This is a genomic window from Mycobacterium sp. (assembly GCF_046095365.1).
Classification (GTDB): domain Bacteria; phylum Actinomycetota; class Actinomycetes; order Mycobacteriales; family Mycobacteriaceae; genus Mycobacterium.
Map to the genome: position 1 here is coordinate 1 of NZ_JBJTJF010000010.1, position 23,862 is coordinate 23,862.

The window sequence follows — 23,862 nt, forward strand, 5'->3', positions numbered from 1 at the left end:
CGGCTTCGCTCGGATATCCCAGTCGGCGGAGCGCGGCCAGCGGTTCGGCGGCGGTGTCGTCGAGCAGCTCACGTTCGACGATGCGCAGCGCGTTGGCGGCGACCAGGGCGTGGAAGTTGACCGCGCCGGTGGTGCCGGCCCGGACCTCGCCGTCGAGGAAACCCGCCACCGCGGCGACCAACTCGGCGGCGGTCGGCCGCCCGTGCAGCCCGCCGCGGATGTCGCGCTCCGGAAGGGGCCGGGGCGGCACCGGGGGCGGCTCAGTCGGCGGCATCGTCGGGCCGCTCAGCAGGTCCAGGATGTCCCACTCGTTCTCGCACACCCGCCTGCCGATCGCCGCCAGTTCCACCGACGGGGTCTCCCCGGACAGGTGGCGTTCGGCCTGCACGCGGCAGATCACGCCCCACTTCAGGGTCGCCAGCACCTGCCACCAGTGCAGGGTCTCGCGGTCGACGGCGGCGCCGCCGGCCCGCCGGTAGCCGGCGAGGAAGTCATCGATGCTGCCCAGCCCGCCGGCGGCCAGCTCCGCGGGGGCGCCGAAGCGCCAGGCCCGCACGCAGAACCACGCCAGGTCCTCGTAGATCTCCCCGACGTGCACCAGTTCCCAGTCCAGCACGGCTTTCAGATCGCTGCCGTCGACGATCAGGTTGCCCATCCGGAAGTCGCCGTGCACCAGCACCGGCGCGGACGCCGCCGGCCGGTGCTGCGCCAGCCAGCGGAACGCCCACTCGAAAGTTGCTGTGGTGTCGCCCATCTCGTCAAGACGCCCCCGGTACTGGGCGAGCTGGTCAAGCTCGGCCAGACCCGGGGCGTCGGTGGAAGCGCGGTGGATGGCGGCCAGTGCGCCGGCGCACTGCTCGAGCAGCCGGCCGCGTCCGGTGTCGTCGAGACCGCGCTGGATACGGCGCACGATCGTCTCCCCGGCGACTTCCTCGCACAGCAGGAACGGGTCACCAAGGGGAGAAGTGGAATCCGAGGCGATCAGGATCCGGGGCACCGGTGCGCCGGCGTCCGCCGCGGCGGCCTGGGCCGCCGCCTCGAGTTCCAGGCCCGCGTAGTGCTCGGCCGGCGGGGCGGTGCGCAGGATCAGGGCATGGCTACCGGTGCCGGTGACCGCGTCGAACGCGTACGTGGTCCGGCTCGCCCCGCCGGTGAGCACCCGCAGATTCCGCACCGACACGTCGTCGCCGAACAGCGGCGCGAGAAGAGCGACAAGGGCTGGCGTCACGAACGGCCGAACTTGAACATGCGCTGGGCGACACGGCGCATCTGGATCTCCTCGGCGCCCTCGGTGATCCGGTAGCGGCGGTGGTGGCGGTAGATGTGCTCGAAGGGTTCGTGGCGGCTGTAGCCGATGCCGCCGTGGATCTGCATGGCCCGGTCGGCGGCCTCGCAGACCAGCCGGTTGGCCCGGTAGTTGGCCATCGACACCTTGTCGGACACCTCGAGATGGTGGTTGCGGTCGAGTTCCCAGGCGGCGTAGTAGACCAGCAGTCGCACCATCTGCGCCTCGGTCTGCAACTCCACCAGCGGCCACTGCACGGCCTGGTTGACCGCCAGCGGCTTGCCGAAGGTGACGCGTCTGCGGGCGTAGTCGACAGCGCGGTCGATGCAGTACTGCGCGGCGCCGAGGCTGCTGGCTGCCTGGCGGATCCGGTTCTCGTGCAGGAACGTCTGGGCCACCTCCAGCCCGCGGTCGACCTCGCCGAGCACCGCCCCGGCGGGCACCCGCACGTCGTGCAGAGTCACCTCACCGTGGTCGGTGGGCATGTTGAAGGTCCACCAGTAGTAGGGCACCTCGAAACCCTCGGCGTCGCAGGGCACCAGGAACGCGGTGATGCCCAGCGCCTGTCCGGGCGCACCGGAGGTGCGGGCGAACACCAGGTCGTGAGTCGCCCGGTGGACGCCGGTGTTCCACCGCTTGGAGCCGTTGATCAGCCAGCCGTCGCCGTCGCGAACAGCGGTGGTCTCCAGCCAGGTGGCGTCGCTGCCGTGGTCGGGCTCGGTGAGGCCGAAGGCCATGGATCGTTCGCCGGTGAACATGGCCTCGATCCATTCGGCCTTCTGCTCGGGGGTGCCGAACCGGTCCATCATGATCACCTGGGGAAAGTTCCCGACGATCGAGGACTCGTCCTGAAGGTCGTTGTGCAGGCCGAGTCCCTTGTGCGCCAGGTGTTCCCGGATCACCGCCATGTCCAGGTTGCTGCCGTCGCGCCCGCCGAACTTCGACGGCAGGCCGTAGCGCAGCCAGCCGGCGGCGTCGGCGCGTCGGCGCATCTCGTCGAGCAGGTCCTCCCATTCCCGGCGCGGGACGCCACCGTTGTCGAGGTCGGTGCGGGCGAACTCGCGGCGGCGGTCGAAGTACTGCACGTGCTCGAGCTCCAGCGGCTTGATCTCCGCTTCTATGAAGGCGTCCATCTCGGCCAGCAGCGGGGGAAGATGTTGGGGCAGAGTGAAATCCACCTAGTTCTCCTTGGTTTGGCCCTTGGTTTGGCCGTAGAGGGTCTTTCGCCAGATGGTGGACTGGGTGCTCAAGGCGTCGGCGTCGGACAGGCCCTGGGAGAGGCTGACGCTGGTGAATCGCTCGAAGAGCAGGGTGATCGCGAGGGCGACGTGGTCGGCGTCGAGTTCGGCGGCGTAGCCCTGCTGCTGCGCCCGCCGCACCGAACCGCCCACGATGTCCATTCCGAACCGGCGGAATCGGTTCTGCAGGGCGGCGAATCTGGGCTGTGTGGCGGCGAGTTGGTCGACGGCGAGCATGACGCCGATGTTCGGTTTGAACATGTCCCAGTAGACGCCGACCGCGGCGGCGAAGAAGTCGGTGTCGTCGGCGAACTTCGGCACGTCGACCACCTCACCCAGGAAGTCCTCGGCCAGGGCGGCCAGCAGGTCCTCCTTGTCGGCGAAGTACCGATAGAACACCGCGGTGGAACGACCGGCCGCGGCGGTGATGTCGGCCAGTGTGGTGCCGTGAAAACCCCTGTCGGCGAACAGGGCCCGGGCGGAGTCCTCAATGGCCTGCCGGGTCTGTCTGCCCTTGCTGCTCAGCGGCCGCACCGCGAGGTCAGTCATGAGCCCGGTCTCCGGCCCGCAGCAGGGCGCTGGGCAGCGGATGGCCGATCACCGACTGGGCCACCCGCGCGGCGTCGATGGCGGCAGCCAGGTCGACGTCGACCCCGATCCCGCTGTCGCGCAGCATGTAGACCAGGTCCTCGGTGGCGATGTTGCCGCTGGCCCCCGGCGCGAAGGGGCAGCCGCCCAGGCCACCCACCGACGAGTCCAGCCTGCGCACCCCGGCGCTGACCGCGGCCCAGGCGCTGGCCAGGCCGGTGCCACGGGTGTTGTGGAAGTGCGCGCCCAGCGGCCGCGCCCCGACCCGTGGCAGCACCTGCCCGACGAGTGCGGTGACCCGGCCGGGGGTGGCGGTGCCGATGGTGTCGGCGATCGCTATCCGGTCGGCGCCGTCCCCGCACGCGGCGTCGACGACGTCGAGCACCCGCCGCGGGTCGGTCGGCCCGTCGAAGGGGCAGTCCCAGGACGTGGAGATGATCACCTCGACGCTGGCGCCCGCGTCGTGGGCGATCGCGACGATGTCGGCGATCTGCGCGCAGGCCTCGGCGCTGCTGCGCCCGACGTTGGCCCTGCTGTGCCCGTCGGAGGCCGACACCACGTACTCCACCGAGCGGAATCCCGCCGCGATGGCGCGGTGCGCGCCGTTGGGGCTGGCCACCAGCGCCGAGAAGTCGATCTCGGGATAGTCGCCCAGTGCGGCCGCCAGTTCGGCGGCGTCGGCCATCGCGGGCACCTTCGACGGCGAGACGAAGGCGGTGGCCTCGACCTCGCGCACCCCGGTGGCCGCGATCGCGGCCAGCAGTTCGAGCTTGGCCGGCAACGGGATCGGCGCCTCGATCTGCAGACCGTCGCGCAGGGCGACCTCGCGGATGGTGACGTGGGTGCTCACAGGACTCCTTGTTCGGTCAGTGCGGCGAGGTCGTCGGCGCCAAGGCCCAGTAGTTCGCCGTAGACCTCGGCGTTGTGCCGGCCCGGCCGGGCCGGGCCGGCGCTGCGCACCCCGCCCGGGGTCTCCGACAGCACGGGCACGACGCCGGGCCCCAGTACCGTGCGCCCGGCGCCCTCGTCGTAGTGCTCGACCAGCATCCCGCGGGCGCGGAACTGCGGATCGCTGACCACCTCGGCGACGGTGTTGATCGGACCGGCGATCACCCCTGCGGCGCTGAGGGTTTCGATGATGTACCCGGGCTGACGCTCGCGCGCCCAGCCGGCGATGATGGCGTCGAGCTCGTCCTGGTTGCGCCCGCGCGCGCCGTGGTCGACGAACCTCTCGTCCTCGGCGAGGCCGGGTTGCCCCATGGCCTCGCACAGCCGGCGGAACACGGTGTCCTGATTGGCGGCGATCACCACCCAGCTGCCGTCGGCGCTCTGGTAGATGTTCGACGGCGCGATGCCCTCCAGCCGGGTGCCCGACGGCCCGCGGACCACGCCGCCGGCGTCGTAGTCGGGGATGGTCGACTCCTGCACCGCCAGGCAGGCCTCGGTCAGGGCGGTGTCGACCACCTGACCCTCGCCGGTGACCGTGCGCCGGTACAGCGCCGCCAGCGCGCCCTGGGCGGCGAACATCCCGGCCAGGGTGTCGCCGAGGGACAGCGCGAGCCGGGGCGGGGGACCGCCGGGGAAGCCGTTCATGTGCCGCAGCCCCGACACCGCCTCGGCGACCGAGGCGTAGCCGGCCTTCCCGGCGTCCGGACCGGTCTGGCCGTAGCCGGACACCCGCACCAGGATGAGACCCGGGTTGCGTTGCCGCAGAACGTCATAGCCCAGATCCCAGCGTTCCAGCGTCCCGGGCCGGAAGTTCTCCACGACGATGTCGCTGCACTCGACGAGTTCGCAGAACAGCTCGCGACCGCGTGGGCTTCGAAGGTTGAGCGTGACGCAGCGCTTGTTGCGGGCGTGCACGGTCCAGAAGAAGTGGTGGCCGTCGACCTCGGCCTGGCCCCAGGTGCGCAGCGGGTCGGGGGAGCCGGGCGGTTCGATCTTGATGACGTCGGCGCCCATGTCGCCGAGCAGTCGGCCGGCGAACGGGCCGGAGATCAGCGTGCCGACCTCCAGGACACGGATACCGTCCAACGCCCCGGTCACGGCGCGACCTCTGAAAAGCCATGCCGGCCAAGCCAGTCCGTCACGATGCCGACCGCTTTGGCCAGGGTCTCGCGCTGGTCGGGACCGGCGTAGTAGTGGTTGGCTCCGGCGATCTCATGCATCTCCTTGTCCGGGCACCCGACCGCATCGAACAGCCGCCTGGTGTGGCTGGGGGTGCAGGCGTCGTCGGCGAGGTTGCCGATCACCAGGGTGGGCACGGCGATGTCCGGGCCGCAGGTGACACCGTCGGCACGGGCGTCGTCGTAGCTCCACTGCGACAGCCAGCTGCGCAGGCTGCAGAACCGGGCCAGGCCGATGGGGGAGTTGTTCACCACCCGCGGGTCGCCCAGATAGCAGGTGCCGGGCGTCCGGTCGTTGGGGTCGACGGCCGGGTCCAGCCAGCGCGGATCGGCCATGGTGCCGTGCACGACGAAGCAGAACTCCTCGTCGTCGCGGCCGTCGGACTTCAGTCGGGCCAGTGTGTCCTTGACCCAGGCGGTGATCCGCCGGTTGCGGTCGATCTGGGCCCGGCGGTAGCGGTCCAGGAACTCCGGTGTGTACGGCGGCTGGTTGGGGTTGTCGGGGTTGTAGAGGTCCAACTCGGGGTCGCGCCGGGTCGGGTCGGACTCGTCGAGGATCGAGGCGTCCAGCCACTCGGTGAGCGTGCCGTGCCGGCTGACGTGCGCGGCCAGCAGCATGATCCCGTCGGCGGGGATGTAGCCGAGGGACTGCGCCTGCTGCTGGTAGTACAGCGACAGCGAGCCGCCCCCGCTCCAGCCGGCCAGCACCACCGTCGAGTAGCCGAGCCGATGCGTCGCGTCGGAGATCACCTCGCCGAGGTCTTCGACCACCTTCTCCATGATCAGCGCGGAGTCGGTGCCGCGGAACCGGCTGTTGGCGTAGATGACGTGGTGGCCGGCCCGGGCCAGTGCGTTGACCATCGGCAGGTAAGCGCCGCCGCCGATCGGGTGCATGAACACCAGGACGGTAGTGCTCGGGGTCTCGGGTTTGAGCAGATAGCACTCCAGCACGACGATCTCGGCCAGGCCGCCGTAGACGTCGCGGACACCCGAGTTGTTCTGGAAGGCAACCAGATACGGGATGCGCTCATATCTCACGAATGCTGACCCGAGCCCGCTGCCGCGTCCCTTGCCGCTCCCAGGTCGGCGGCCAGCACCGCGTCGGACGGCGTCAGCCGCCGGCTGGTGTCGACGGCGATCACCTTCCAGTCCACCGAGTCGTAATCGTCGAACTTGCGCCGGGTGCGTTCGCGCACCTTCTCCGGGGCCCCGTGGTGCACGCCCTGGGGAGCGTGGCTGATCAGTCCGGGCGGCATCGGCGCGCCGTAGAGCGAGCCGCCGTGGAAGAAGGCGATCTCGTCGAAGTCGACGTTGCGGTGATACCAGGGGGTGCGCTCGGTGCCGGGCACGGTCTCGGCCGGCCGGGGCAGGAAGTTGCACACGTAGACCCCGGTCGCCTGCATGAACAGATGGACCATGGGCGTCAGGTGCACGCTGTCGGAGGTGATCACGTTGTAGTCGGCGATGTTGAAGGTGAACGGGAAGTTGTCGCCGCGCCAGCCTTCGACGTCCAGGGGGTTGTGCTTGTAGAACAGCGTGGTCGACCCGACGCCGTCCACCGGTTGGTGGACCAGACGCACCTCGTAGTGCTCGCGTCCGTCGTCGTCGAGCGCCGCCGGTTCGGGGATGGTGGCCAGGCCCGGGTCGAACGGCCAGTGCCGCCCCAGCGGTCCGGCCGGCGGCGTGCGGAACTCGTCGGCCTGGATCATCAGCCAGGCGCCGTTGCCCGCGTCCGCGCCATCGTCGGGAATCTGGCGCCAGGTGCAGGCCTTGGGCAGATAGATCCAGTCCCCGCTGCGGTAGCTCAGCGGTCCGAACTCGGTCTCCAGGTGACCGCTGCCGGCGTGGACGAAGCAGAGCAGATCGCCGTCGATGTAGCGGACGTAGAACGGCATCGGCGCGGTTCGCCGGCTCAGCGAGATCCGGCAGTCGGCGTTGGAGAACAGCAGCAGGGGCCCACCCGCGGGGTCGGAGGCGTCGTCGGGCTTGAGTTGGTCGGCCAGCACGTCGACCGGCCGCAGCGGCCCGGACGCGCGGAAGGCGGTGGGGTCGTGGCGGCGCAGGAAATTGGCGGTCCGCCCGGTGAACCCCTCGCGCCCCAACTCGTCGTCCTTGAGGCCGTCGAGGTCGGCGTGCATCCGCCGCGGGGTGGTGCCTTTGCGCAGGTGGACGAAGGATTCCATGGAAGCTCCTGAGGCCGGGCGGTCTGGAAAACTGAAAGTGACTTTAGTTTTTGTTCAGGCCGCGGACAAGGGAAAATCACGACTCGGCAACGGGGTCTGAGTTTCAAACGCCGTCGTTATCATGTTTTACTTCCCTCTGCAGTTCGATCAAGCGTGGAATTCACAGAAAGCAAGGGTGTCTTGGTGAAGTCTGTCTTCGACAAGGTGCGGAACTGGTCGCGACGGATCGCCGTGTCGGCGGTCGCCGCGGCGGCTCTGCCCGGCCTGGTCGGCCTGGCCGGCGAAACGGCCACCGCGGGCGCGTTCTCCCGTCCCGGCCTCCCGGTCGAGTATCTCGACGTTCCGTCGGCCGGAATGGGCAAGACCATCCGGGTGCAGTTCCAGAGCGGCGGCGAGAACTCGCCCAACGTCTGGCTGCTCGACGGCCTGCGCGCACAGGACGACTACAACGGCTGGGACATCAACACCCAGGCCTTCGAGTGGTATCTGGACTCGGGCCTGTCGATCTCGATGCCGGTGGGCGGGCAGTCCAGCTTCTACTCCGACTGGTACCGGCCCGCGTGCGGCAAGGCCGGGTGCTCGACCTACAAGTGGGAGACCTTCCTGACCCAGGAGGCGCCGGCCTGGCTGGCCGCCAACCGTCAGGTCCGGCCGACCGGCATGGCCGCCATCGGCCTGTCGATGGCCGGTTCGGCCTCGCTGACCCTGGCCGCCTGGCACCCGGACAAGTACATCTACGCCGGGTCGATGTCGGGCTTCCTGAACCCCTCCGAGGGCTGGTGGCCGGGCCTGATCAACGTCTCGATGGGTGACGCCGGCGGCTACAAGTCCGACGACATGTGGGGCCCGTCCAGCGACCCGGCCTGGCAGCGCAACGACCCGATGGTCCAGATCCCGCGGCTGGTCGCCAACAACACCCGGCTGTGGGTGTACTGCGGCAACGGCCAGCCCAACGAGCTCGGCGGCGGCGACCTGCCGGCCACCTTCCTGGAGGGCCTGACCATCCGCACCAACCGCACCTTCCGCGACAACTACCTCGCGGCCGGCGGGAAGAACGGCGTGTTCAACTTCCCGGACAACGGCACGCACAACTGGGCCTACTGGGGCCGCGAGCTCCAGGCGATGAAGCCCGATCTGCAGCGCGTCCTCAAGGGCTAGCGGCGATTCGAAAGCGGCCCCCGGCGTCAGGCCGGGGGCCGCTTTCGTCTCGCTTTCGTCTCATCGTCGAGATCGCCCTGAGGGTCGTGATTCGCGGTGTGAAACAGCCGTGATGTCGATCTCGCGGGAGGTCGGCGAGAGGCGCGGCGAACTACTTCAGCTCGGCTGAACTCAACCCGAGCAGCCGACGCGCCACGACCAGCAGCTGGATCTGCTGGGTGCCCTCGAAGATGTCGAGGATCTTCGAATCCCGCGCCCACTTCTCTAACAGGGTCTGCTCGGAATAGCCCGTGGTGCCGGCCAATTCGACGGCCTTGAGGGTGATGTCGCTGGCCACCCGGCCGGCCTTGGCCTTGCCCATCGAGGCCTCCTTGGAGTTGGGGATGCCGTTGTCGGCCTGCCACGCCGAGCGCAGGATCAGCAAGTAGGCGGCCTCCCAGTCAGCCTCCATGCGCAGGAACTCCGCCGCGGGCGCGCTCTGGGCATGTGCGGGCTTGTCGTAGGAGATCTCCACGCCGGCGTCGGTGAGGATCCTGCGCAGTTCCTCCAACGCGCCGCGGGCCAGCCCGACGGCCATCGCGGCCACCATGGGGCGGGTGTTGTCGAAGGTCTCCATCACCCCGGCGAAGCCCTTCTCCACCTGGATCTCCGGGCTGCCGAGCAGGTTCTCCCTGGGCACCCGCACGTTGTCGAAACGGATGGCCGCGGTGTCGGAGGCCTTGATGCCGAGCTTGTGCTCGAGGCGCTCGACGGTGACGCCGGGGTGGTCGCGCGGGACGATGAACGACTTGATGGCGGCGCGGCCCTTGGAGCGGTCCAGCGTCGCCCACACCACGATGTGGGAGGCCCGTGATCCGGCGGTGACGTAGATCTTCTCGCCGTTGATGACGTAGGAGTCGCCGTCGAGCACCGCCGTCGTCGACACCGCCGCGGAGTCCGAACCGAAGGACGGCTCGGTGATCGCCATCGCAGCCCACACGTCCTTGCCCAGCCTGGCCAGCTGCTCGTCGGTGGCCACGCCGTTGATCGCCGCGTTGCCCAGGCCCTGGCGCGGCATCGACAACATGAGGGCGACGTCGCCCCAGGAGACCTCCAGCACGTTCAGCAGTGCGGACATGTTGCCGCCGTTGATGTTTCCCTTCGGCGCCTCGTCGTCACCGTCGCGGAACGCCTCGGTCCCGACGAAGGAGACCGTGTTGGAGGCGGCGACGCCCTCGAACATCTTGGTCAGGGTGTCCAGTTCGACGGGGTAGGCGTGCTCGTGGAGGTCGTACTTGCGCGCAATCGGACGCATGAACTCCGCGGCGCCGGTGTGCGCCATCTCGATGACGGCCTCGAGCTTGCGGGGCAGTTCCAGGTTGATTGCCATTACAGAACCACCACTCCTTCGGCGACGCCGATAGATCGCAGATCCCGGTACCAGCGTTCGACCGGATGTTCCTTGGTGTAGCCGTGCCCGCCCAGCAGTTGCACCCCGTCCAGGCCGATCCGCATGCCCTTGTCGCTGCCGAACTTCTTGGCCAGGGCGGCCTCGCGGGCGAAGGGCAGGCCCCGGTCGGCGCGGGCGGCGCCGCGCCAGGTGATCAGGCGCAGACCCTCCAGTTCGATCGCGATGTCGGCGCACATGAACGCCACGGACTGCCGGCGGGCGATCGGCTCGCCGAACGCCTCGCGCTCCTTGACGTAGGGAATCACGTAGTCCAGCACGGCCTGTGCGGTGCCCACCGCCAGCGCCGCCCAGCCCAGCCGCGACAGTGCGATCGCCTCGGAGTAGTCACGGGCGTGGTCGGCCTCGGCGGCGCCGCCCTCGCCGAGTCTGGCCGACAGCGGAACCGTGACCTTGGTGAGTTCCACCTGCCCGAGGGCCGCGGCGCGCAGGCCCATGCTGCGGTCGGCCCTCACCGTCAGCCCGGGGGTGTCGGCCTCGACGATGAACAACGCCGGTGATCCGTTGAGTTGTGCTGCGACGACCAACAATTCGGCGTCGGCGGCCGCGGGCACCAATGACTTCACCCCGTCGAGCCGGTAGCCGCTCGGTGTGCGCGTCGCAGTGGTCTTGAGCATGGTGGGGTCGAACAGCGCGTGCGGCTCGGCGATGGCCAGGCACGCCTGCGGGACGTTGTCGCCGGCGAACTCCTTCAGATAGCTGGCCTGCTGGTCGGCGCTGCCCCAGTGCGTCAGCGCGGAAGCCACACCGCCGGGGGCCAGGATCGGCAGCGCCAGTCCCATGTCGCCGTGCGCGAGCGCCTCGGCCACCAGGGCGTTGGTGACGCACCCGCGCTGCTCGGCGATGCCGTCGAAATCCTCGGGCACGTTTATCGCGGTGACTCCGAGTTCGGCGGCTTTGGCGATCAGCCCGGCCGGGTAGGCGGCGGCGTCGTCGGCGTCGCGTGCGGCCGGTCGCAGGATCTCCTCGGCGAACTCCTTGACCGTCTCGACGATCATCTTCTGGTCGTCGTCGGGGGTCAGGTCGAAGTAGTCGGCCGTGCTGTGCGGCAGCCGGGTGGCCGGCTTCCCTCCGCCCTGGATCTTCTGGAACTGCCGCTTGGACGCCGCGGCGGCGGAGTACGCCTGCCGGACGCCGTATTTCAGACCCCGGTTGAGCGGCACCCGCAGCCCGTGGCGATCCAGGAAATCCTGGCCGAGCAGCGGCATCAGCACGGCCAGGCCGATGTCGGCGGCGGAACGACGATGCCGGTACTGGCCGATGGCGCTGTCCCGGGCGCGTTCGGAGTGACGGGAGGGGAGGGTGTTGGTCATCGCGACTGCCTCGGGGTTGCGCGGGGGTGTGTGGATGAGACCGTATCTTACTCCGGAGTAAGGTAATGGTCGTCTGTAACCAAGCTCACACGCCGGACAGCGCCGTGAGCACCCCCGGGTGCAGCAGGCCGTTGGTGGCCACCGCACTGCCGCCGTGCGGCCCGGGGACGCCGTCCAGATCGGTGAACACCCCGCCGGCCTCGCGCACGATCAGGTCCAGCGGGGCCAGGTCCCACAGCTTCACCTCCGGTTCGGCGGCGATGTCCACCGCGCCCTCGGCCACCAGGCAGTAGGAGTAGAAGTCGCCGAAGGCCCGGACCCGCCACACCGCGTCGGTCAGCGCGACGAAGCGCTCCCGCAGTCCCCGCTGCGACCAGCCCGACAGGCTGGAGAACGACAGGCTGGCCGATCCGAGGTCGGCCACCGCGCTCACTGACAGCCGCCGCGGCGGGCCGTCGCCGACCGCGGCGTGGGCGCCCAGGCCGCGCCCGGCCCACCAGCGCCGGCCCAGCGCCGGTGCACTCACCACGCCGACTGTGGGCACGCCGTCCTCCAGCAGGGCAATCAGGCTGGCCCACAACGGAACTCCGCGCACGAAGTTCTTGGTGCCGTCGATCGGGTCGATCACCCACTGGCGGCCGGACAGTGCCGGCCTGCCGCCCTGCTCCTCGCCGAGGATGTCGTCGCCGGGTCGCTGCCGGGCGAGAACCGCGCGCAGGTCGGCCTCAACGGCCTCGTCTGCGTCGGTGACCGGGGTCAGGTCCGGTTTGTGGTCGATACGCAGATCCAGGGCGCCGAACCGGGCCGTGGTGATGGCGTCGGCACGGGCTGCCATGCTCAGCGCGAGGTCCAGATCCCGGGCTACACCCTCGGCCGCCATGGCTGCAGTCCTACCATGGCCGCTGTGATGGAGTTCGCGGTGCTGTTGTTGATCCTCGGAGCGCTGGCCCTGGTGCTTGGTCCCCGGTTGATGGCCCGGCGCGGCCCGCGCGGGGAAATGGCGCAGGGCACGCTGCTGGTGACCGGGGTCAGTCCCCGGCCGGACGAACCCGGCGAGCACTTCGTCACCATCAGCGGGGTGATCACCGGGCCCGGCGTGAGTGAGCACGTGGTCTACCAGCGGATGGCGGTCGACGCCGCGAACTGGCCCGCCATGGGCCAGCTGATGCCGGTGGTCTACGCGCCGACCAACCCGGATAAGTGGTTCTTCGCCTGACCCCACGACCTTCGTCACGCCCCCTGTGACGCCCCCTTTGTGACCTCCGTCACAAATTCGTCATTCTTTTCCGCTTCTCAAACCCGATTGCGGCTCTGACCATGGAAAGCAGCGTCGGGTGTTCCACCGCAGGCGCAGGAGGATCGGGGAAAAAATGATTCAGAACCTCGCAACCACACCGTTGTTCATCATCTTCACGGCCGTCGTCATGATCGTGCTGATCACCCTCACCCTGCGTGCGGTGATCAGGCGCGAGAAGGCGATGATCAACGCCGCGATGGATGAGCCGCACGAAATCGCCGCCTACCAGGCCCGCTGGCGCAGCGCGGCGTAAATATCCGGCCGCCCGGCGTCGTGATCGACGACCGGCGGCCACCTTCCCGTCCCGAAGTCGCCTTCGGGGGATGTCGATTGCCTAGCCGCGGCCCACGCGCAGCAGGTCGTCGACCCGGGCCAGCTTGACCCGGGGCCGGCCGTGCGGCTCCCCGGCGGCGCGCTCGTGGGCGTCGATCGCCAGCCAGTGGTCCCCGGTGATCAACGCCGGCTGCTGCGCGGCCAGCCAGGCGGCCAGTTCGTCGGCGTAGTCCGGCCCGACCTCCCGTGCCGGCTCGCCGGTCAGGTCCTCCCACAGGTTTTCGACGGTGTCCTGCGAGTCGCTCTTGTTAGTCCCGATCACCCCGGACGGCCCGCGCTTGATCCAGCCCGTCACGTAGTCGTTGGACCGGCCGGTCACCTTGCCCCCGGTGTGCGGGATGGTGCCCCGGCTGTCGTCGAAGGGCAGTCCGGGCACCGGCACGCCGTGATAGCCCACCGCCCGCACCACCAGGTTGACCGGCAGGGTCTCGCGCGCCTCGGTGTCGCGCGCCACCATCCGGCCGTCGTGCTCGACGAGTTCGTTGCGGCCCAGCACGATCTCCTCGACGCGCTCGGCGCCGTGGATCGCCACCGGCGAGGTGCAGAACCGGAAGACGATGCGGCGGTGGCCTTCCCGCGGCGAGCGGGTCGAGTAGTCGCGCAGCACCTTGATGTTGGCGGCCTCGGTCTTGCCGGCGGCGGTGGCGTCCTCGTCGCTGATGCCGGCCAGGTCGGCCGGGTCGACGATGACGTCGACGCCCTCCAACTCGCCGAGTTCCCGGATCTCCAAGGTGGTGAAGGCCGCCTGCAGGGGACCGCGGCGGCCGACGATCACCACCTCCGACACCCCGCGTTCGCGCAGCGCGTCCAGTGCGTGGTCGGCGATGTCTGTCTTGGCCAGCACATCGGGGTCGGTCACCAGGATGCGGGCGACGTCGATGGCGACGTTGCCGTTGCCGATGACCACGGCGCGGCCGGTGGAGATATCCGGCGCCATCTCGGCGAAGTGCGGGTGGGCGTTGTACCAGCCGACGAAATCGACCGCCGCCACGCTGCCCGGCAGGTCCTCGCCCGGGATCCCCATCGTCCGGTCGGACTGGGTGCCCACGGCATAGACCACCGCGTCGTAGCGATCGGCGAGATCGTCGGCCGAGACATCCTGTCCCACAGTGATATTGCCGAAGAAGCGGAAGCGGGGGTCGGCGGCGGTCTTCTCGAAGGTCCGGCTGATCGACTTGATCTTCGGATGGTCCGGCGCCACCCCGGATCGCACCAATCCCCAAGGCGTCGGGAGCATTTCGAGCATGTCGATGTGGACATCCGGTCCGCCGTCGGCGACCGATGAGTCGCCGAACCGCAGCAGTGACGCGGCGGCGAAGTAACCGGACGGACCGGCGCCGACGATCGCGACGTAGTAAGGACGCATTCTGGCGATGGTAGTCGCGCCGGTACCCTGAGAACCCGTGGACCTCGACCGACAGTCAGAGATCGCAGCATTGGACTCCACGCTGACCACCGTGGAGCGGGTGCTCGACGTCGACGGCCTGCGTGCGCGGATCGAGAAGCTGGAGGGTGAGGCCTCCGACCCCAATCTCTGGGACGACCAGACCAACGCCCAGCGGGTCACCAGTGAGCTGTCCCACACACAGGGCGAACTGCGACGGGTCGAGGGCCTGCGCCGCCGCCTCGACGACCTCCCGGTGCTCTACGAGCTGGCCGAGGAGGAGCAGGGCGCGGCCGGCGCCGAGGCACTCGCCGAGGCGGACGCCGAACTGAAGTCGCTGCAGGCCGACATCGAGGCGATGGAGGTTCGCACCCTGCTGTCGGGGGAGTACGACGAGCGTGAGGCGCTGCTCACCATCCGGTCCGGGGCCGGCGGGGTGGACGCCGCCGACTGGGCCGAGATGCTGATGCGGATGTACCTGCGGTGGGCTGAGCAACACGACTACCCGGTTGAGGTGTTCGACACGTCCTACGCCGAGGAGGCCGGCATAAAAAGCGCCACCTTCGCGGTGCACGCCCCGTTCGCCTACGGAACCCTCTCGGTCGAACAGGGCACCCACCGGCTGGTGCGGATCAGCCCTTTCGACAACCAAAGTCGCAGGCAGACGTCCTTCGCCGAAGTCGAGGTGCTGCCCGTGGTGGAGACCACCGACCACATCGACATCCCCGAGACCGACGTCCGCGTCGACGTCTACCGGTCCAGCGGGCCGGGCGGGCAGTCGGTCAACACCACCGACTCGGCGGTTCGACTCACCCACGTTCCGACCGGTATCGTGGTGACTTGTCAGAACGAGAAGTCGCAGCTCCAGAACAAGGTGTCTGCGATGCGCGTGCTCCAGGCCAAGCTGCTGGAACGCAAGCGGCAGGAAGAACGCGCCGAACTCGATGCCCTCAAAGGTGACGGCGGTAGTTCGTGGGGCAACCAGATGCGCTCCTACGTTCTGCACCCGTACCAGATGGTCAAGGATCTGCGAACCGAGTACGAGGTCGGCAATCCGGCGGCCGTGCTGGACGGGGACATCGACGGATTCCTGGAAGCGGGAATCCGGTGGCGTAACCGACGAGACGACGAAGACTGAGCTGTGACCGCCTTACAGGCCCACCCGTTGGCCAACCCGATCAACGAGCGCTGGCATGACTTCCTGCACAGTCCTGTCGGTGAGTGGCTGCTCACCCGCGGACTGCACGTCCTGCTGCTGCTGATCGGCGGGCTGCTGGGCGCGCGCTTCATCAACTGGCTGGCCGGCCGGGTCAGCCGGCGCATCGACAACAGGTTCAAGGCGAGCGACGCGCTGGTGCGCTCGGAGAGCGCCAAGCACCGCCAGGCGGTCGCGTCGGTGGCCTCCTACGTGGCCATCGCACTTCTGGTGGTGATGGTGTTCGTCGAGATCACCGAAGTTCTCGCGGTGCCGGTCAGTTCGCTGGTCGCCCCGGCGGCGGTGCTGGGCGCCGCACTGGGCTTCGGCGCGCAGCGGGTGGTCCAGGACCTGCTCTCCGGGTTCTTCATCATCACCGAGAAGCAGTACGGCTTCGGCGATCTGGTGCAGCTCACGCTCGGCTCCAACAATGACGCGCTGGGCACCGTCACCGACGTCACGCTGCGGGTGACCAAGCTGCGCACCCCGGACGGGGAGATGTACACCATCCCCAACGGCCAGATCATGAAGACGCTCAACCTGTCCAAGGACTGGGCGCGCGCCGTCGTCGACATCCCGGTGCCGACCTCCGCGGACCTCAACAAGGTCAGCGAGGTGCTGCAGGGTGTGTGCGACAGGGCCGGCCAGGACCCGCTGCTGAAGGATCTGCTCCTCGACAAGCCCCAGATGATGGGCGTGGAGAGCATCGAACTGGACACCGTGAACCTGCGGATGGTGGCCCGCAGCCTGCCCGGCAAACAATTCGAGGTCGGCCGGCAGCTGCGGCTGCTGGTGGTCGCGGCCCTGGCCCGGGCCGGCATCGTCACCAGCGCCGAGGCCACACCGATTCCTCAGGAGGCGGCGCGGCCATGAAACCGATAACCCCACGCGAGGGCCGGAGCTGGCCCGGCTACATCCTGGGCGGCAGGCTCCGCACCTCAACGGCCGTGCTGCTGATCGTCTTCTGCGCCATCTGGTGGCTCTATGAGACCTATGAGCCCGACCAGCACCCCGAGCAGGTGCCGGCCAGCGAGGTGGTGCCGCCGGGGTTCATCCCGGACCCGTCCTACACCTGGGTGCCGCGCACCGACGTGCAGCGCCGCACGTCCACCCCGTCCAGCGCGACGCCGACCTCTTCGACGCCGACGTCGGCCACCCCGGCGGAGGGCCCGGGCGAGTCACCGGTGTCGGGGGCCCCGGCGCCGCCGACCGTCCCGGAGGGCGCGGCGACCCCGGCCCCGCCGGCGAATCCGGGGGCCGGCGACCAGCAGCCGTCCGAGACCCCGGGGGCGCTGGCGCCCTCGACGCAGGCCGACGAGGCGGTGCCGAGTCCGGCAGCGTCGGCGGGGTAGCCCCCGCTTCGCGGGCTACACTGGCGAGCCGTGATCACCCTCGACCACGTCACCAAGCAGTACAAGGCGTCGGCCCGTCCGGCCCTGGACAACGTCAGCCTCAAGGTCGACAAGGGTGAGTTCGTCTTCCTGATCGGGCCGTCCGGGTCGGGCAAGTCCACCTTCATGAGCCTGCTGCTGGCCGAGGAGACGCCGACGTCCGGTGAGATCCAGGTGTCGAAGTTCCACGTCAACAAGCTCTCCGGCCGGCACATCCCCAAGCTGCGGCAGATCATCGGCTGCGTGTTCCAGGACTTCCGACTGCTGCAGCAGAAGACGGTGTCGGAGAATGTCGCCTTCGCTCTCGAGGTGATCGGCAAGAAGCCCGATGTGATCAAGCAGGTGGTGCCCGAGGTGCTCGACATGGTCGGGCTGTCCGGAAAGGCCAACCGGCTGCCCGCCGAACTGTCCGGCGGTGAGCAGCAGCGGGTGGCGATCGCCCGGGCCTTCGTCAACCGGCCGCTGGTGCTGCTGGCCGACGAGCCGACCGGCAACCTCGACCCGGAGACCAGCCGGGAGATCATGGACCTGCTCGACCGGATCAACCGGACCGGCACCACCGTGGTGATGGCCACCCACGACCACCACATCGTCGATTCGATGCGCCAGCGGGTGGTGGAGCTCTCGCTGGGCCGGCTGGTCCGCGACGAGCAGCGCGGCGTCTACGGAATGGACCGCTAGGTGCGCGCCGGCTTCCTGGTCAACGAGGTCGTCACCGGCCTTCGTCGCAACGTCACGATGACCATCGCGATGATCCTCACCACGGCGATCTCCATCGGGCTTTTCGGCGGCGGTCTGCTGGTGCTGCGGCTGGCCGACCAGTCCCGCAAGATCTACCTCGACCGGGTCGAGAGCCAGGTGTTCCTGGACAACGACATCTCCGCCAACGACCTGACCTGCGACGGCGACCCGTGTAAGACGCTGCGCGCCACCATCGAAAACCGGGACGACGTGAAGTCGGTCCGGTTCCTGAACAAGGACGACGCCTACAACGACGCCGTCACCAAGTTCCCGGAGTACAAGGACGTCGCCAGCAAGGACTCCTTCCCGGCGTCGTTCATCGTCAAGCTCAACAACCCCGAGCAGCACAAGGACTTCGACGCCGCGCTGCAGGGTCAGCCCGGTGTGCTCAACGTGCTCAACCAGAAGGACCTGATCGACCGGCTCTTCGCGGTGCTCGACGGGCTGTCCCGGGCCGCCTTCGCCATCGCGGTGGTTCAGGCGATCAGCGCGATCCTGTTGATCGCCAACATGGTTCAAGTCGCCGCTTACACGCGGCGCACCGAGATCGGCATCATGCGAATGGTGGGCGCCACCCGGTGGTATACCCAGTTGCCGTTCCTGCTGGAGGCGGTGCTGGCCGCGACGATCGGCGTCGCCCTGGCCATCCTGGGACTGATCGTCGTACGGGCGCTGTTCCTGGATAACGCGCTCAACCAGTTCTATCAAGCGAACCTGATCGCCAGGATCGACTACGCCGACATCCTCTACATCGCCCCGATCATGTTCGGCGTGGGTGTCGCGATGGCCGCTGTCACCGCCTACGTCACGCTGCGGCTGTACGTGCGGAAGTAGCCCTGTCGATGGCGGCCAAGAAGGCGGCGAAGAAGTCCGGCGATGCCAAGGGCGGCAAACGGGTGATCGCCACCAATCGCAAGGCCCGGCACAACTATTCGGTCGAAGAGGTCTTCGAAGCCGGTGTGGTTCTGACCGGCACCGAGGTCAAGAGTCTGCGTGAGGGCCAGGCCTCACTGGCTGACGCGTTCGCCACCGTCGACGACGGCGAGGTGTGGCTGCGCAATCTGCACATCCCGGAATACCACCACGGCACCTGGACCAACCACGCCCCCCGGCGCAATCGCAAGCTTTTGCTGCACCGCCGTCAGATCGACGTGCTGGTGGGCAAGATCCGTGACGGCAACCTGGCGCTGGTTCCGCTGTCGATGTATTTCACCGACGGCAGGGTCAAGGTGGAACTCGCGCTGGCCCGCGGCAAGCAGGCGCGCGACAAACGTCAGGACCTCGCCCGCCGCGACGCCCAGCGCGAGGTGATCCGCGAAATGGGCCGCCGGGCCAAGGGCATGTCCTGAAACGCTGCGGTGGTCGCGATCAGTGAACTGCGTCAGTCGTCCTGGCCTCGGCCAGTCGGCGGTCCAGGAGGCACAGCCGGGCCGCCGACCGGCGTAGTTTCGCGGTGAGCCGGACGCGTTCGGACTCGAGGTCGGTCATGACTCCGCCGGGGATCCGGTCACGACGCCACGCTCGGTCGGCCAATTCGCGGTCGATCCCGTCGAGATCGGTTGCCAGCGAACGAAGTTCGATGGTGAGTGCCTCGCGCTCCCGGGTGAGCGCGAGCAGAATCGGGTCAGCCGTCATCGCGCCCCCCTGTCCCCGTGAACGATCGTTGGCCAACGATAGCAAGAAGCGTCCAGGAATCTGGACCGAATCATGGAATCGGGCTGAACTACCATCACGGGATGGCCGACGCTGAACGCCCCCGCACCGTCCTGGACAAGAACCAGACCCTGACCGGACTGTTCGCGTCCTGGGACGCCATCGAAGCGCTGCTTGCCGAGCTGCCCGACGACCAGTGGCAGACCCCGACGTCGCTGCCCGGGTGGACGGTGCACGACGTCGTCGCCCACATCATCGGCACCGAGCTGATGCTCTCGGGCACCCCCACCCCGGAGCCGCCCGGGAACCCCGGGGCGCGTGAGCACGTCCACAACGAGATCGGGGCGCTCAACGAACGCTGGGTGGAGCACCTGCGCGGGGAATCGCCGGGGAACATGCTGGCCAAGTTCCGGGAAGTCTCCACCCGGCGCAAGGCGATGCTCTCGGCCATGCCGGTCGAGGAATGGAACACCGTCACCTTCACCCCGGCCGGCCCGGACAGCTACGGGCGGTTCATGCGGGTGAGGACCTTCGACTGCTGGATGCACGAGCACGACATCCGGGAGGCCGTGGGCCGCCCCGCCGACGAGGTCCGGCTGGGCGGGCCGGACGGTCGGCTGGCCCTCGACGAGATGGCCTCCAGCATGGGGTTCGTGGTGGCGAAGAAGGGCAAAGCCCCGCCCGGAGCGCGGGTGCTGCTGCGGCTGACCGGCCCCGTGTCGCGGGATATCCGGGTAGCTGTGGATGGCGCAAGCGGTAGAGCTACGCTGGTAGACGGCTTCGGCGACGACGAGCCCACCATTGCCATCACGCTCGACGGCCTGCAGTTCAGCCGACTGGCCGGCGGACGCCCGTTTTTATTAGGTACTTCTCAGGAAATCGGCTACGCTGGAGATGCCGAAGCCGGTGCCCGGATCGTGGAGAACCTCGCATACGTCATCTGAGCCGGTCGGCACCCGACTAGACCAACGCCCGGGGGAGGTGTCCCACGTCCGCCCCACTTGTGATCGGCCGTGTCGGCGCCCTGGCCGTAGCCCTCGGTGTGGGCCTGATGGCGGCAGGCGCCGCACAGGCCTCCCCGGAGGACTCTTCGCCGGCCGCGGCCGATTCGCCCGCCGCCCCGGATTCGGCGACGACCGCCACTCGACCGGATACCCCGGATCGCTTCCGCGCCGCGCGCCCGTCCGGGCGGCCGCGCGTGCCGGTCGCAGACCGCCGTGCGCGGCGCAACCCCGGCCCGGCGCCGGGAGCGACGTCGACCGTGCATTCGGCTGTCAGGATTCCCTCCGCACAGGCCGTGGCCCCGGCCGGCCCCGCCGCCGCGCGGACTCCGATGTTCGCCCTCTCCTCGCCGGCCCGACCGCCGGCCGTCACTGAGGCGGTCACCCCGGCCCGTGCGGCCGCGCGGGTTGCGGCATCGGTTGTCGCAGAGGCGTTTTCGAGTATGCCGGCGACAGCGGCACAGGCACCCGCGATGACCGCGCCGCGGCCCGCAGCGGCCACCGCGATCGGGTCGGTTCTCTCGCCGTTGCTGCGGACGGGCTCTGGAGCACTGCTGGATTCGCCGGTGTCGTGGGCGGTCTTCGCCGCGGCGCGCCGCGATCCGGCCCTGGTGGCCGCCCTGGTCCCCGCCGCGGCAGCGGTGTCCACCGGCCAGGCGCTGCGGGCGGAGGCCAAGAAGCCGGTGGCCGGGAAGCCGGTGGCCGGGAAGCCGGTGGTCGTCAACAAGGCGCCGGTGATCTCCACGGTGACCTTGAGCGCACCCAACTCCGGGACCGGGGCGGTGACCGGAACCGTCAAGGCCTCCGACCCCGAGGGCGCCAAGCTTGCCTTCAAGGCCACGACGTCGAGCAAGGGCGCCGTCAGCACTCCCAGCACTGCCGGGGTGTTCACCTACACCCCGACAGCCGCGGCACGCCACGCCGCCGCCAAGGTCGGTGCCACCACGGCGACGACCACCGACACGGTGACAGTGACGGTGACCGACACCCAGGGTGCGGCCACCAGCAGGGTCGTCACGGTGGCGATCTCCCCGAGGAACACCGCGCCGGTGGCCGGCAAACCGAAGGTGGGCACCCCGAACGCGACCACCGGGGTGGTGGCCGGGTCCGTCACCGCCACCGACGCCGACAAGGATACGCTGACCTACAGCACCCCGGCCGCCACCGGCAAGGGCGCCGTCAGCATCAACACCGGCACCGGAGCGTTCACCTACACCCCGAACGCCAGCGCCCGTGCAGCGGTGGCCGGGACCGACACCTTCACCGTCACCGTCACCGACGGCTACGGCGGGTCCACGCCGGTGGCGGTGTCCGTCCCGGTGGCGGCGGCCACCGTCGTGACCCCCGCCAAGATCTCCGTGGTCTTCAACTACGGGTCGGGTTCCTCCTACTGGACGCCCGAGGCCAAGAGCGCACTGCAGTCCTCGGCGGATGCGCTCAACGGCTACATCGTGGTCTCCAAGCCGGTCACCCTCGTCTTCGACGTCACCGCGGAGGACTCCCCGGAGTCCCCGACCCTGGCTTCGGCGGGCAGTGACCTCGCCGGCACCAAAGGTGGTTTCTACAACACGGTCGTGCAGAACAAGATCCTCAAAGGCGTGGACGCCAACGGTTCGGAAGCCGACGGCACCATCGAGGTGAACTTCGGAAACGATTGGGCCTACGGCGATTCGGTGGGCAGCGATGAGTACGACTTCAGGTCAACCATGATGCACGAACTGCTGCACGCCTACGGCTTCCTGTCCTACTTCGACCGCCCCGGGCTCAACAACGGCACGATCTGGACGGTCTTCGACAAGTACATCGCCACCAATTCCAAGACCGCCGTCATCAACCCCGGCACCTACAAGTACGGCACCGGCTTCAATCCCAACCTCACCGGCGGCGGCGGTGGCCTGTACTTCATCGGCCCCAACGCCGTCGCCGCCTACGGAGGCCCGGTGCCGCTGTACACCCCGAGTCCGTGGGAATCAGGCAGTTCGGTATCGCACCTGGACGACAACACCTTCACCGGCGGCGGGTCGGTGATGATGAATGCGATGACCGACTCCGGACCGGGCATCCGCACCCTCAGTCCCGTCGAGTTGGGCGTTCTCAAAGACATCGGTTACACGGTCAAGTCGCCGTCAGCGGCCGGGCTGCTGATGTTCGGCGCTGTCTTCCTGCGCCGGCGCAAGCGAACCTCAGGCGCAGCTGACCGGTAGCGGCACCGGATTGACGCCCAACACCCGGGTATCGCCGTCGACGAGCCAGCGCGCCCCGGGGTTGGCCAGCGCCGCGCGGTAGACGCTCTGGGCGTCGGCCCCGCTGAGCGTCCCGCAGGCGATCACCCGGCCGTTTCGGGTCGGGGCCATGAAACTCGACGGCGGCGGGCCGGGCCAGGCGGTGGTCGCCGGCTCCTGATTGCGCCCGGGCAGCGGCTCGTTGACGACGACGCTGTCGGGGACGTAGGGGGAGCGCGCCGCACCCGCGGCCAGTGCATTGGCCTGCGCGATCAGTGCCCGCAGCCTGCCGCGGGCATCGCGCTGGGCGGGGCTGAGATCGGCCTCGAACTGCTCGTCGAAGGCGTACACCCGCACCTCGGCGGCGCCGCCGTCACCGTGCAGCAGGACCGTGGTGGTGGGCAGGTCGGTGACCCGGGGTGTGCCGAAGTCGGTGCCCGCGTCGACCACACCGCCGGACTGTGCGGCTGCCACGAAACTCTGCACCGCCCCGGCGCCGACGTCGGCGGACTCGTAGCTGCCGGGAACCAGTTGCAACGCAGGGGCCTGCACCCGGGACAGCACCCGGCCGCCGCCGTAGACGGCCAGCGCGGGGGACTGCAGCGCCGCCACGACCGACGGCGCCATACCGCCAGAGGACATCACCATGAACACCATCTGATCGGCCGGAAGTGCGCCGGCGGTCGGCGCCGCGCCGGTGCCGCAGCCCGTCATCGCCGTCCACACCAGCACCGCGCCGGAGACCCTCAACCAGTTTCGTCCCACCTGCTGCAATCTAGCGGCTGCGGGGCCCGCGGCACCGGCGAGCGGCTCGACCGGCCTCAATGCGGTGTCGTCCGCCCACTTCGAGGCCCGACTGGGGAATTAATGGCTTCAGGTTTGTCGTTACCCTCACGTACCATTGGAAAGCCGGCCGAAGCCATCGGCTGGGGTGCGAGGGGCTGAAAGGTTTCGACTTCGCGCATCGAATCAAGGGAAGCGTGCCGGTGCAGGCAAGAGACCACCGTAAGCGTCGATGCAACCAATTAAGCGCCGATTCTCATCAGCGCGACTACGCCCTCGCTGCCTAAGCGACGGTGTGTCTGTCAGACCGGGAGAGCCCTCGGCCCGGACCCTGGCATCAGCTAGAGGGATCCACCGCTCAGTCCGGTCGCGGGACTGAACGGAACAACCAACAGCGACTGGGATCGTCATCCTGACTTGTTCGCGTGAGCAGGAGATCCAAGTAGAGACATAGCGAACTGCGCACGGAGAAGTCTTGAGGGAATGCCGTAGGACCCGGGTTCGATTCCCGGCAGCTCCACCGA

24 protein-coding genes and 1 other RNA gene are annotated in these 23,862 nt (G+C 69.1%); 12 read left to right on the forward strand and 13 right to left on the reverse strand.

Annotated features, from left to right (window positions below; translation table 11 throughout):
- The 7 genes from ACKOQ4_RS00580 to ACKOQ4_RS00610 form a co-directional block, all read right to left on the reverse strand.
- Window positions 1-1,228, reverse strand: a 1,228-nt coding sequence (locus ACKOQ4_RS00580) for a phosphotransferase family protein (RefSeq protein ID WP_526287754.1), incomplete at its 3' end; no start/stop codon positions are given.
- Window positions 1,225-2,463, reverse strand: a complete 1,239-nt coding sequence (locus ACKOQ4_RS00585) for an acyl-CoA dehydrogenase family protein (protein WP_526287756.1) — start codon at window positions 2,461-2,463, stop codon at window positions 1,225-1,227. The genes ACKOQ4_RS00580 and ACKOQ4_RS00585, both read right to left, overlap by 4 nt.
- Window positions 2,464-3,072: a TetR/AcrR family transcriptional regulator gene (locus ACKOQ4_RS00590; RefSeq protein WP_526287758.1), complete on the reverse strand. Its 609-nt coding sequence runs from the start codon at window positions 3,070-3,072 to the stop codon at window positions 2,464-2,466.
- Window positions 3,065-3,961, reverse strand: coding sequence for a hydroxymethylglutaryl-CoA lyase (locus tag ACKOQ4_RS00595; RefSeq protein ID WP_526287760.1), 897 nt, complete (start codon window positions 3,959-3,961; stop codon window positions 3,065-3,067). Before ACKOQ4_RS00595 ends, ACKOQ4_RS00590 begins: the two co-directional genes overlap by 8 nt.
- Complete coding sequence (locus ACKOQ4_RS00600) at window positions 3,958-5,157, reverse strand: CaiB/BaiF CoA transferase family protein (RefSeq protein ID WP_526287762.1); 1,200 nt, start codon at window positions 5,155-5,157, stop codon at window positions 3,958-3,960. Before ACKOQ4_RS00600 ends, ACKOQ4_RS00595 begins: the two co-directional genes overlap by 4 nt.
- The gene (locus tag ACKOQ4_RS00605; protein ID WP_526287764.1) at window positions 5,154-6,275 is read right to left on the reverse strand and encodes an alpha/beta hydrolase family protein; all 1,122 of its coding nucleotides are present in this window, start codon (window positions 6,273-6,275) and stop codon (window positions 5,154-5,156) included. Before ACKOQ4_RS00605 ends, ACKOQ4_RS00600 begins: the two co-directional genes overlap by 4 nt.
- Window positions 6,272-7,420: a homogentisate 1,2-dioxygenase gene (locus tag ACKOQ4_RS00610; protein WP_526287767.1), complete on the reverse strand. Its 1,149-nt coding sequence runs from the start codon at window positions 7,418-7,420 to the stop codon at window positions 6,272-6,274. The genes ACKOQ4_RS00605 and ACKOQ4_RS00610 overlap by 4 nt, the downstream gene beginning before the upstream one ends.
- A gap of 183 nt (window positions 7,421-7,603) precedes the next feature.
- On the opposite strand from ACKOQ4_RS00610, the gene ACKOQ4_RS00615 reads away from it, so the two are divergent.
- A complete protein-coding gene (locus ACKOQ4_RS00615; protein ID WP_526287769.1) occupies window positions 7,604-8,578 on the forward strand; it encodes an alpha/beta hydrolase in 975 nt (324 codons plus the stop codon).
- Window positions 8,579-8,729: 151 nt separating this feature from the next.
- Here the strand turns inward: ACKOQ4_RS00615 and ACKOQ4_RS00620 are convergent, their stop codons facing one another.
- The 3 genes from ACKOQ4_RS00620 to hisN form a co-directional block, all read right to left on the reverse strand.
- Entirely contained in the window at window positions 8,730-9,947 is a 1,218-nt protein-coding gene (locus tag ACKOQ4_RS00620; RefSeq protein ID WP_526287771.1) for an acyl-CoA dehydrogenase family protein, read from the reverse strand.
- Window positions 9,947-11,338 carry an acyl-CoA dehydrogenase family protein gene (locus ACKOQ4_RS00625; RefSeq protein ID WP_526287773.1) on the reverse strand — a complete coding sequence of 464 codons (1,392 nt, stop codon included), beginning with the start codon at window positions 11,336-11,338 and terminating at the stop codon, window positions 9,947-9,949. The genes ACKOQ4_RS00620 and ACKOQ4_RS00625 overlap by 1 nt, the downstream gene beginning before the upstream one ends.
- 85 nt (window positions 11,339-11,423) lie before the next feature.
- The gene (gene hisN / locus ACKOQ4_RS00630) at window positions 11,424-12,218 is read right to left on the reverse strand and encodes a histidinol-phosphatase (protein WP_526287775.1); all 795 of its coding nucleotides are present in this window, start codon (window positions 12,216-12,218) and stop codon (window positions 11,424-11,426) included.
- Window positions 12,219-12,245: 27 nt separating this feature from the next.
- Here hisN and ACKOQ4_RS00635 point away from each other — a divergent pair, with 27 nt between their 5' ends.
- Window positions 12,246-12,554 carry a hypothetical protein gene (locus ACKOQ4_RS00635; protein WP_526287801.1) on the forward strand — a complete coding sequence of 103 codons (309 nt, stop codon included), beginning with the start codon at window positions 12,246-12,248 and terminating at the stop codon, window positions 12,552-12,554.
- A gap of 154 nt (window positions 12,555-12,708) precedes the next feature.
- Window positions 12,709-12,888: a hypothetical protein gene (locus ACKOQ4_RS00640; protein ID WP_526287777.1), complete on the forward strand. Its 180-nt coding sequence runs from the start codon at window positions 12,709-12,711 to the stop codon at window positions 12,886-12,888.
- Window positions 12,889-12,969: 81 nt separating this feature from the next.
- On the opposite strand, the gene ACKOQ4_RS00645 is transcribed toward ACKOQ4_RS00640, so the two are convergent.
- The gene (locus tag ACKOQ4_RS00645) at window positions 12,970-14,334 is read right to left on the reverse strand and encodes an FAD-dependent oxidoreductase (protein ID WP_526287779.1); all 1,365 of its coding nucleotides are present in this window, start codon (window positions 14,332-14,334) and stop codon (window positions 12,970-12,972) included.
- Between the two features lie 37 nt (window positions 14,335-14,371).
- On the opposite strand from ACKOQ4_RS00645, the gene prfB reads away from it, so the two are divergent.
- The 6 genes from prfB to smpB are packed head-to-tail and all read left to right on the forward strand — an operon-like array spanning window position 14,372 to window position 19,028.
- Entirely contained in the window at window positions 14,372-15,490 is a 1,119-nt protein-coding gene (gene prfB, locus ACKOQ4_RS00650; protein WP_526287781.1) for a peptide chain release factor 2, read from the forward strand.
- 3 nt (window positions 15,491-15,493) lie between these two features.
- A complete protein-coding gene (locus tag ACKOQ4_RS00655; RefSeq protein WP_526287783.1) occupies window positions 15,494-16,420 on the forward strand; it encodes a mechanosensitive ion channel family protein in 927 nt (308 codons plus the stop codon).
- Entirely contained in the window at window positions 16,417-16,899 is a 483-nt protein-coding gene (locus tag ACKOQ4_RS00660; protein ID WP_526287785.1) for an Rv3103c family proline-rich protein, read from the forward strand. Before ACKOQ4_RS00655 ends, ACKOQ4_RS00660 begins: the two co-directional genes overlap by 4 nt.
- 30 nt (window positions 16,900-16,929) lie before the next feature.
- A complete protein-coding gene (gene ftsE / locus ACKOQ4_RS00665) occupies window positions 16,930-17,619 on the forward strand; it encodes a cell division ATP-binding protein FtsE (RefSeq protein WP_526287787.1) in 690 nt (229 codons plus the stop codon).
- Window positions 17,620-18,513 carry a permease-like cell division protein FtsX gene (ftsX, locus tag ACKOQ4_RS00670; protein ID WP_526287789.1) on the forward strand — a complete coding sequence of 298 codons (894 nt, stop codon included), beginning with the start codon at window positions 17,620-17,622 and terminating at the stop codon, window positions 18,511-18,513. It begins immediately after the preceding gene.
- 8 nt (window positions 18,514-18,521) lie between these two features.
- Complete coding sequence (smpB, locus tag ACKOQ4_RS00675) at window positions 18,522-19,028, forward strand: SsrA-binding protein SmpB (protein ID WP_526287791.1); 507 nt, start codon at window positions 18,522-18,524, stop codon at window positions 19,026-19,028.
- 19 nt (window positions 19,029-19,047) lie between these two features.
- Here the strand turns inward: smpB and ACKOQ4_RS00680 are convergent, their stop codons facing one another.
- The gene (locus tag ACKOQ4_RS00680) at window positions 19,048-19,314 is read right to left on the reverse strand and encodes a hypothetical protein (RefSeq protein ID WP_526287793.1); all 267 of its coding nucleotides are present in this window, start codon (window positions 19,312-19,314) and stop codon (window positions 19,048-19,050) included.
- A 101-nt stretch (window positions 19,315-19,415) separates the two neighbouring features.
- Between ACKOQ4_RS00680 and ACKOQ4_RS00685 the strand changes: the two genes are divergently transcribed.
- Window positions 19,416-20,276, forward strand: coding sequence for a maleylpyruvate isomerase family mycothiol-dependent enzyme (locus ACKOQ4_RS00685; protein ID WP_526287795.1), 861 nt, complete (start codon window positions 19,416-19,418; stop codon window positions 20,274-20,276).
- A 530-nt stretch (window positions 20,277-20,806) separates the two neighbouring features.
- Window positions 20,807-22,537: a cadherin-like domain-containing protein gene (locus ACKOQ4_RS00690; protein WP_526287797.1), complete on the forward strand. Its 1,731-nt coding sequence runs from the start codon at window positions 20,807-20,809 to the stop codon at window positions 22,535-22,537.
- Here ACKOQ4_RS00690 and ACKOQ4_RS00695 read toward each other — a convergent pair.
- Window positions 22,517-23,320 carry a hypothetical protein gene (locus tag ACKOQ4_RS00695; protein ID WP_526287799.1) on the reverse strand — a complete coding sequence of 268 codons (804 nt, stop codon included), beginning with the start codon at window positions 23,318-23,320 and terminating at the stop codon, window positions 22,517-22,519. The genes ACKOQ4_RS00690 and ACKOQ4_RS00695 overlap by 21 nt on opposite strands.
- Window positions 23,321-23,492: 172 nt before the next feature.
- On the opposite strand from ACKOQ4_RS00695, the gene ssrA reads away from it, so the two are divergent.
- Window positions 23,493-23,861: a transfer-messenger RNA gene (ssrA, locus tag ACKOQ4_RS00700) on the forward strand.
- The last annotated feature ends 1 nt before the right edge of the window (window position 23,862 follow it).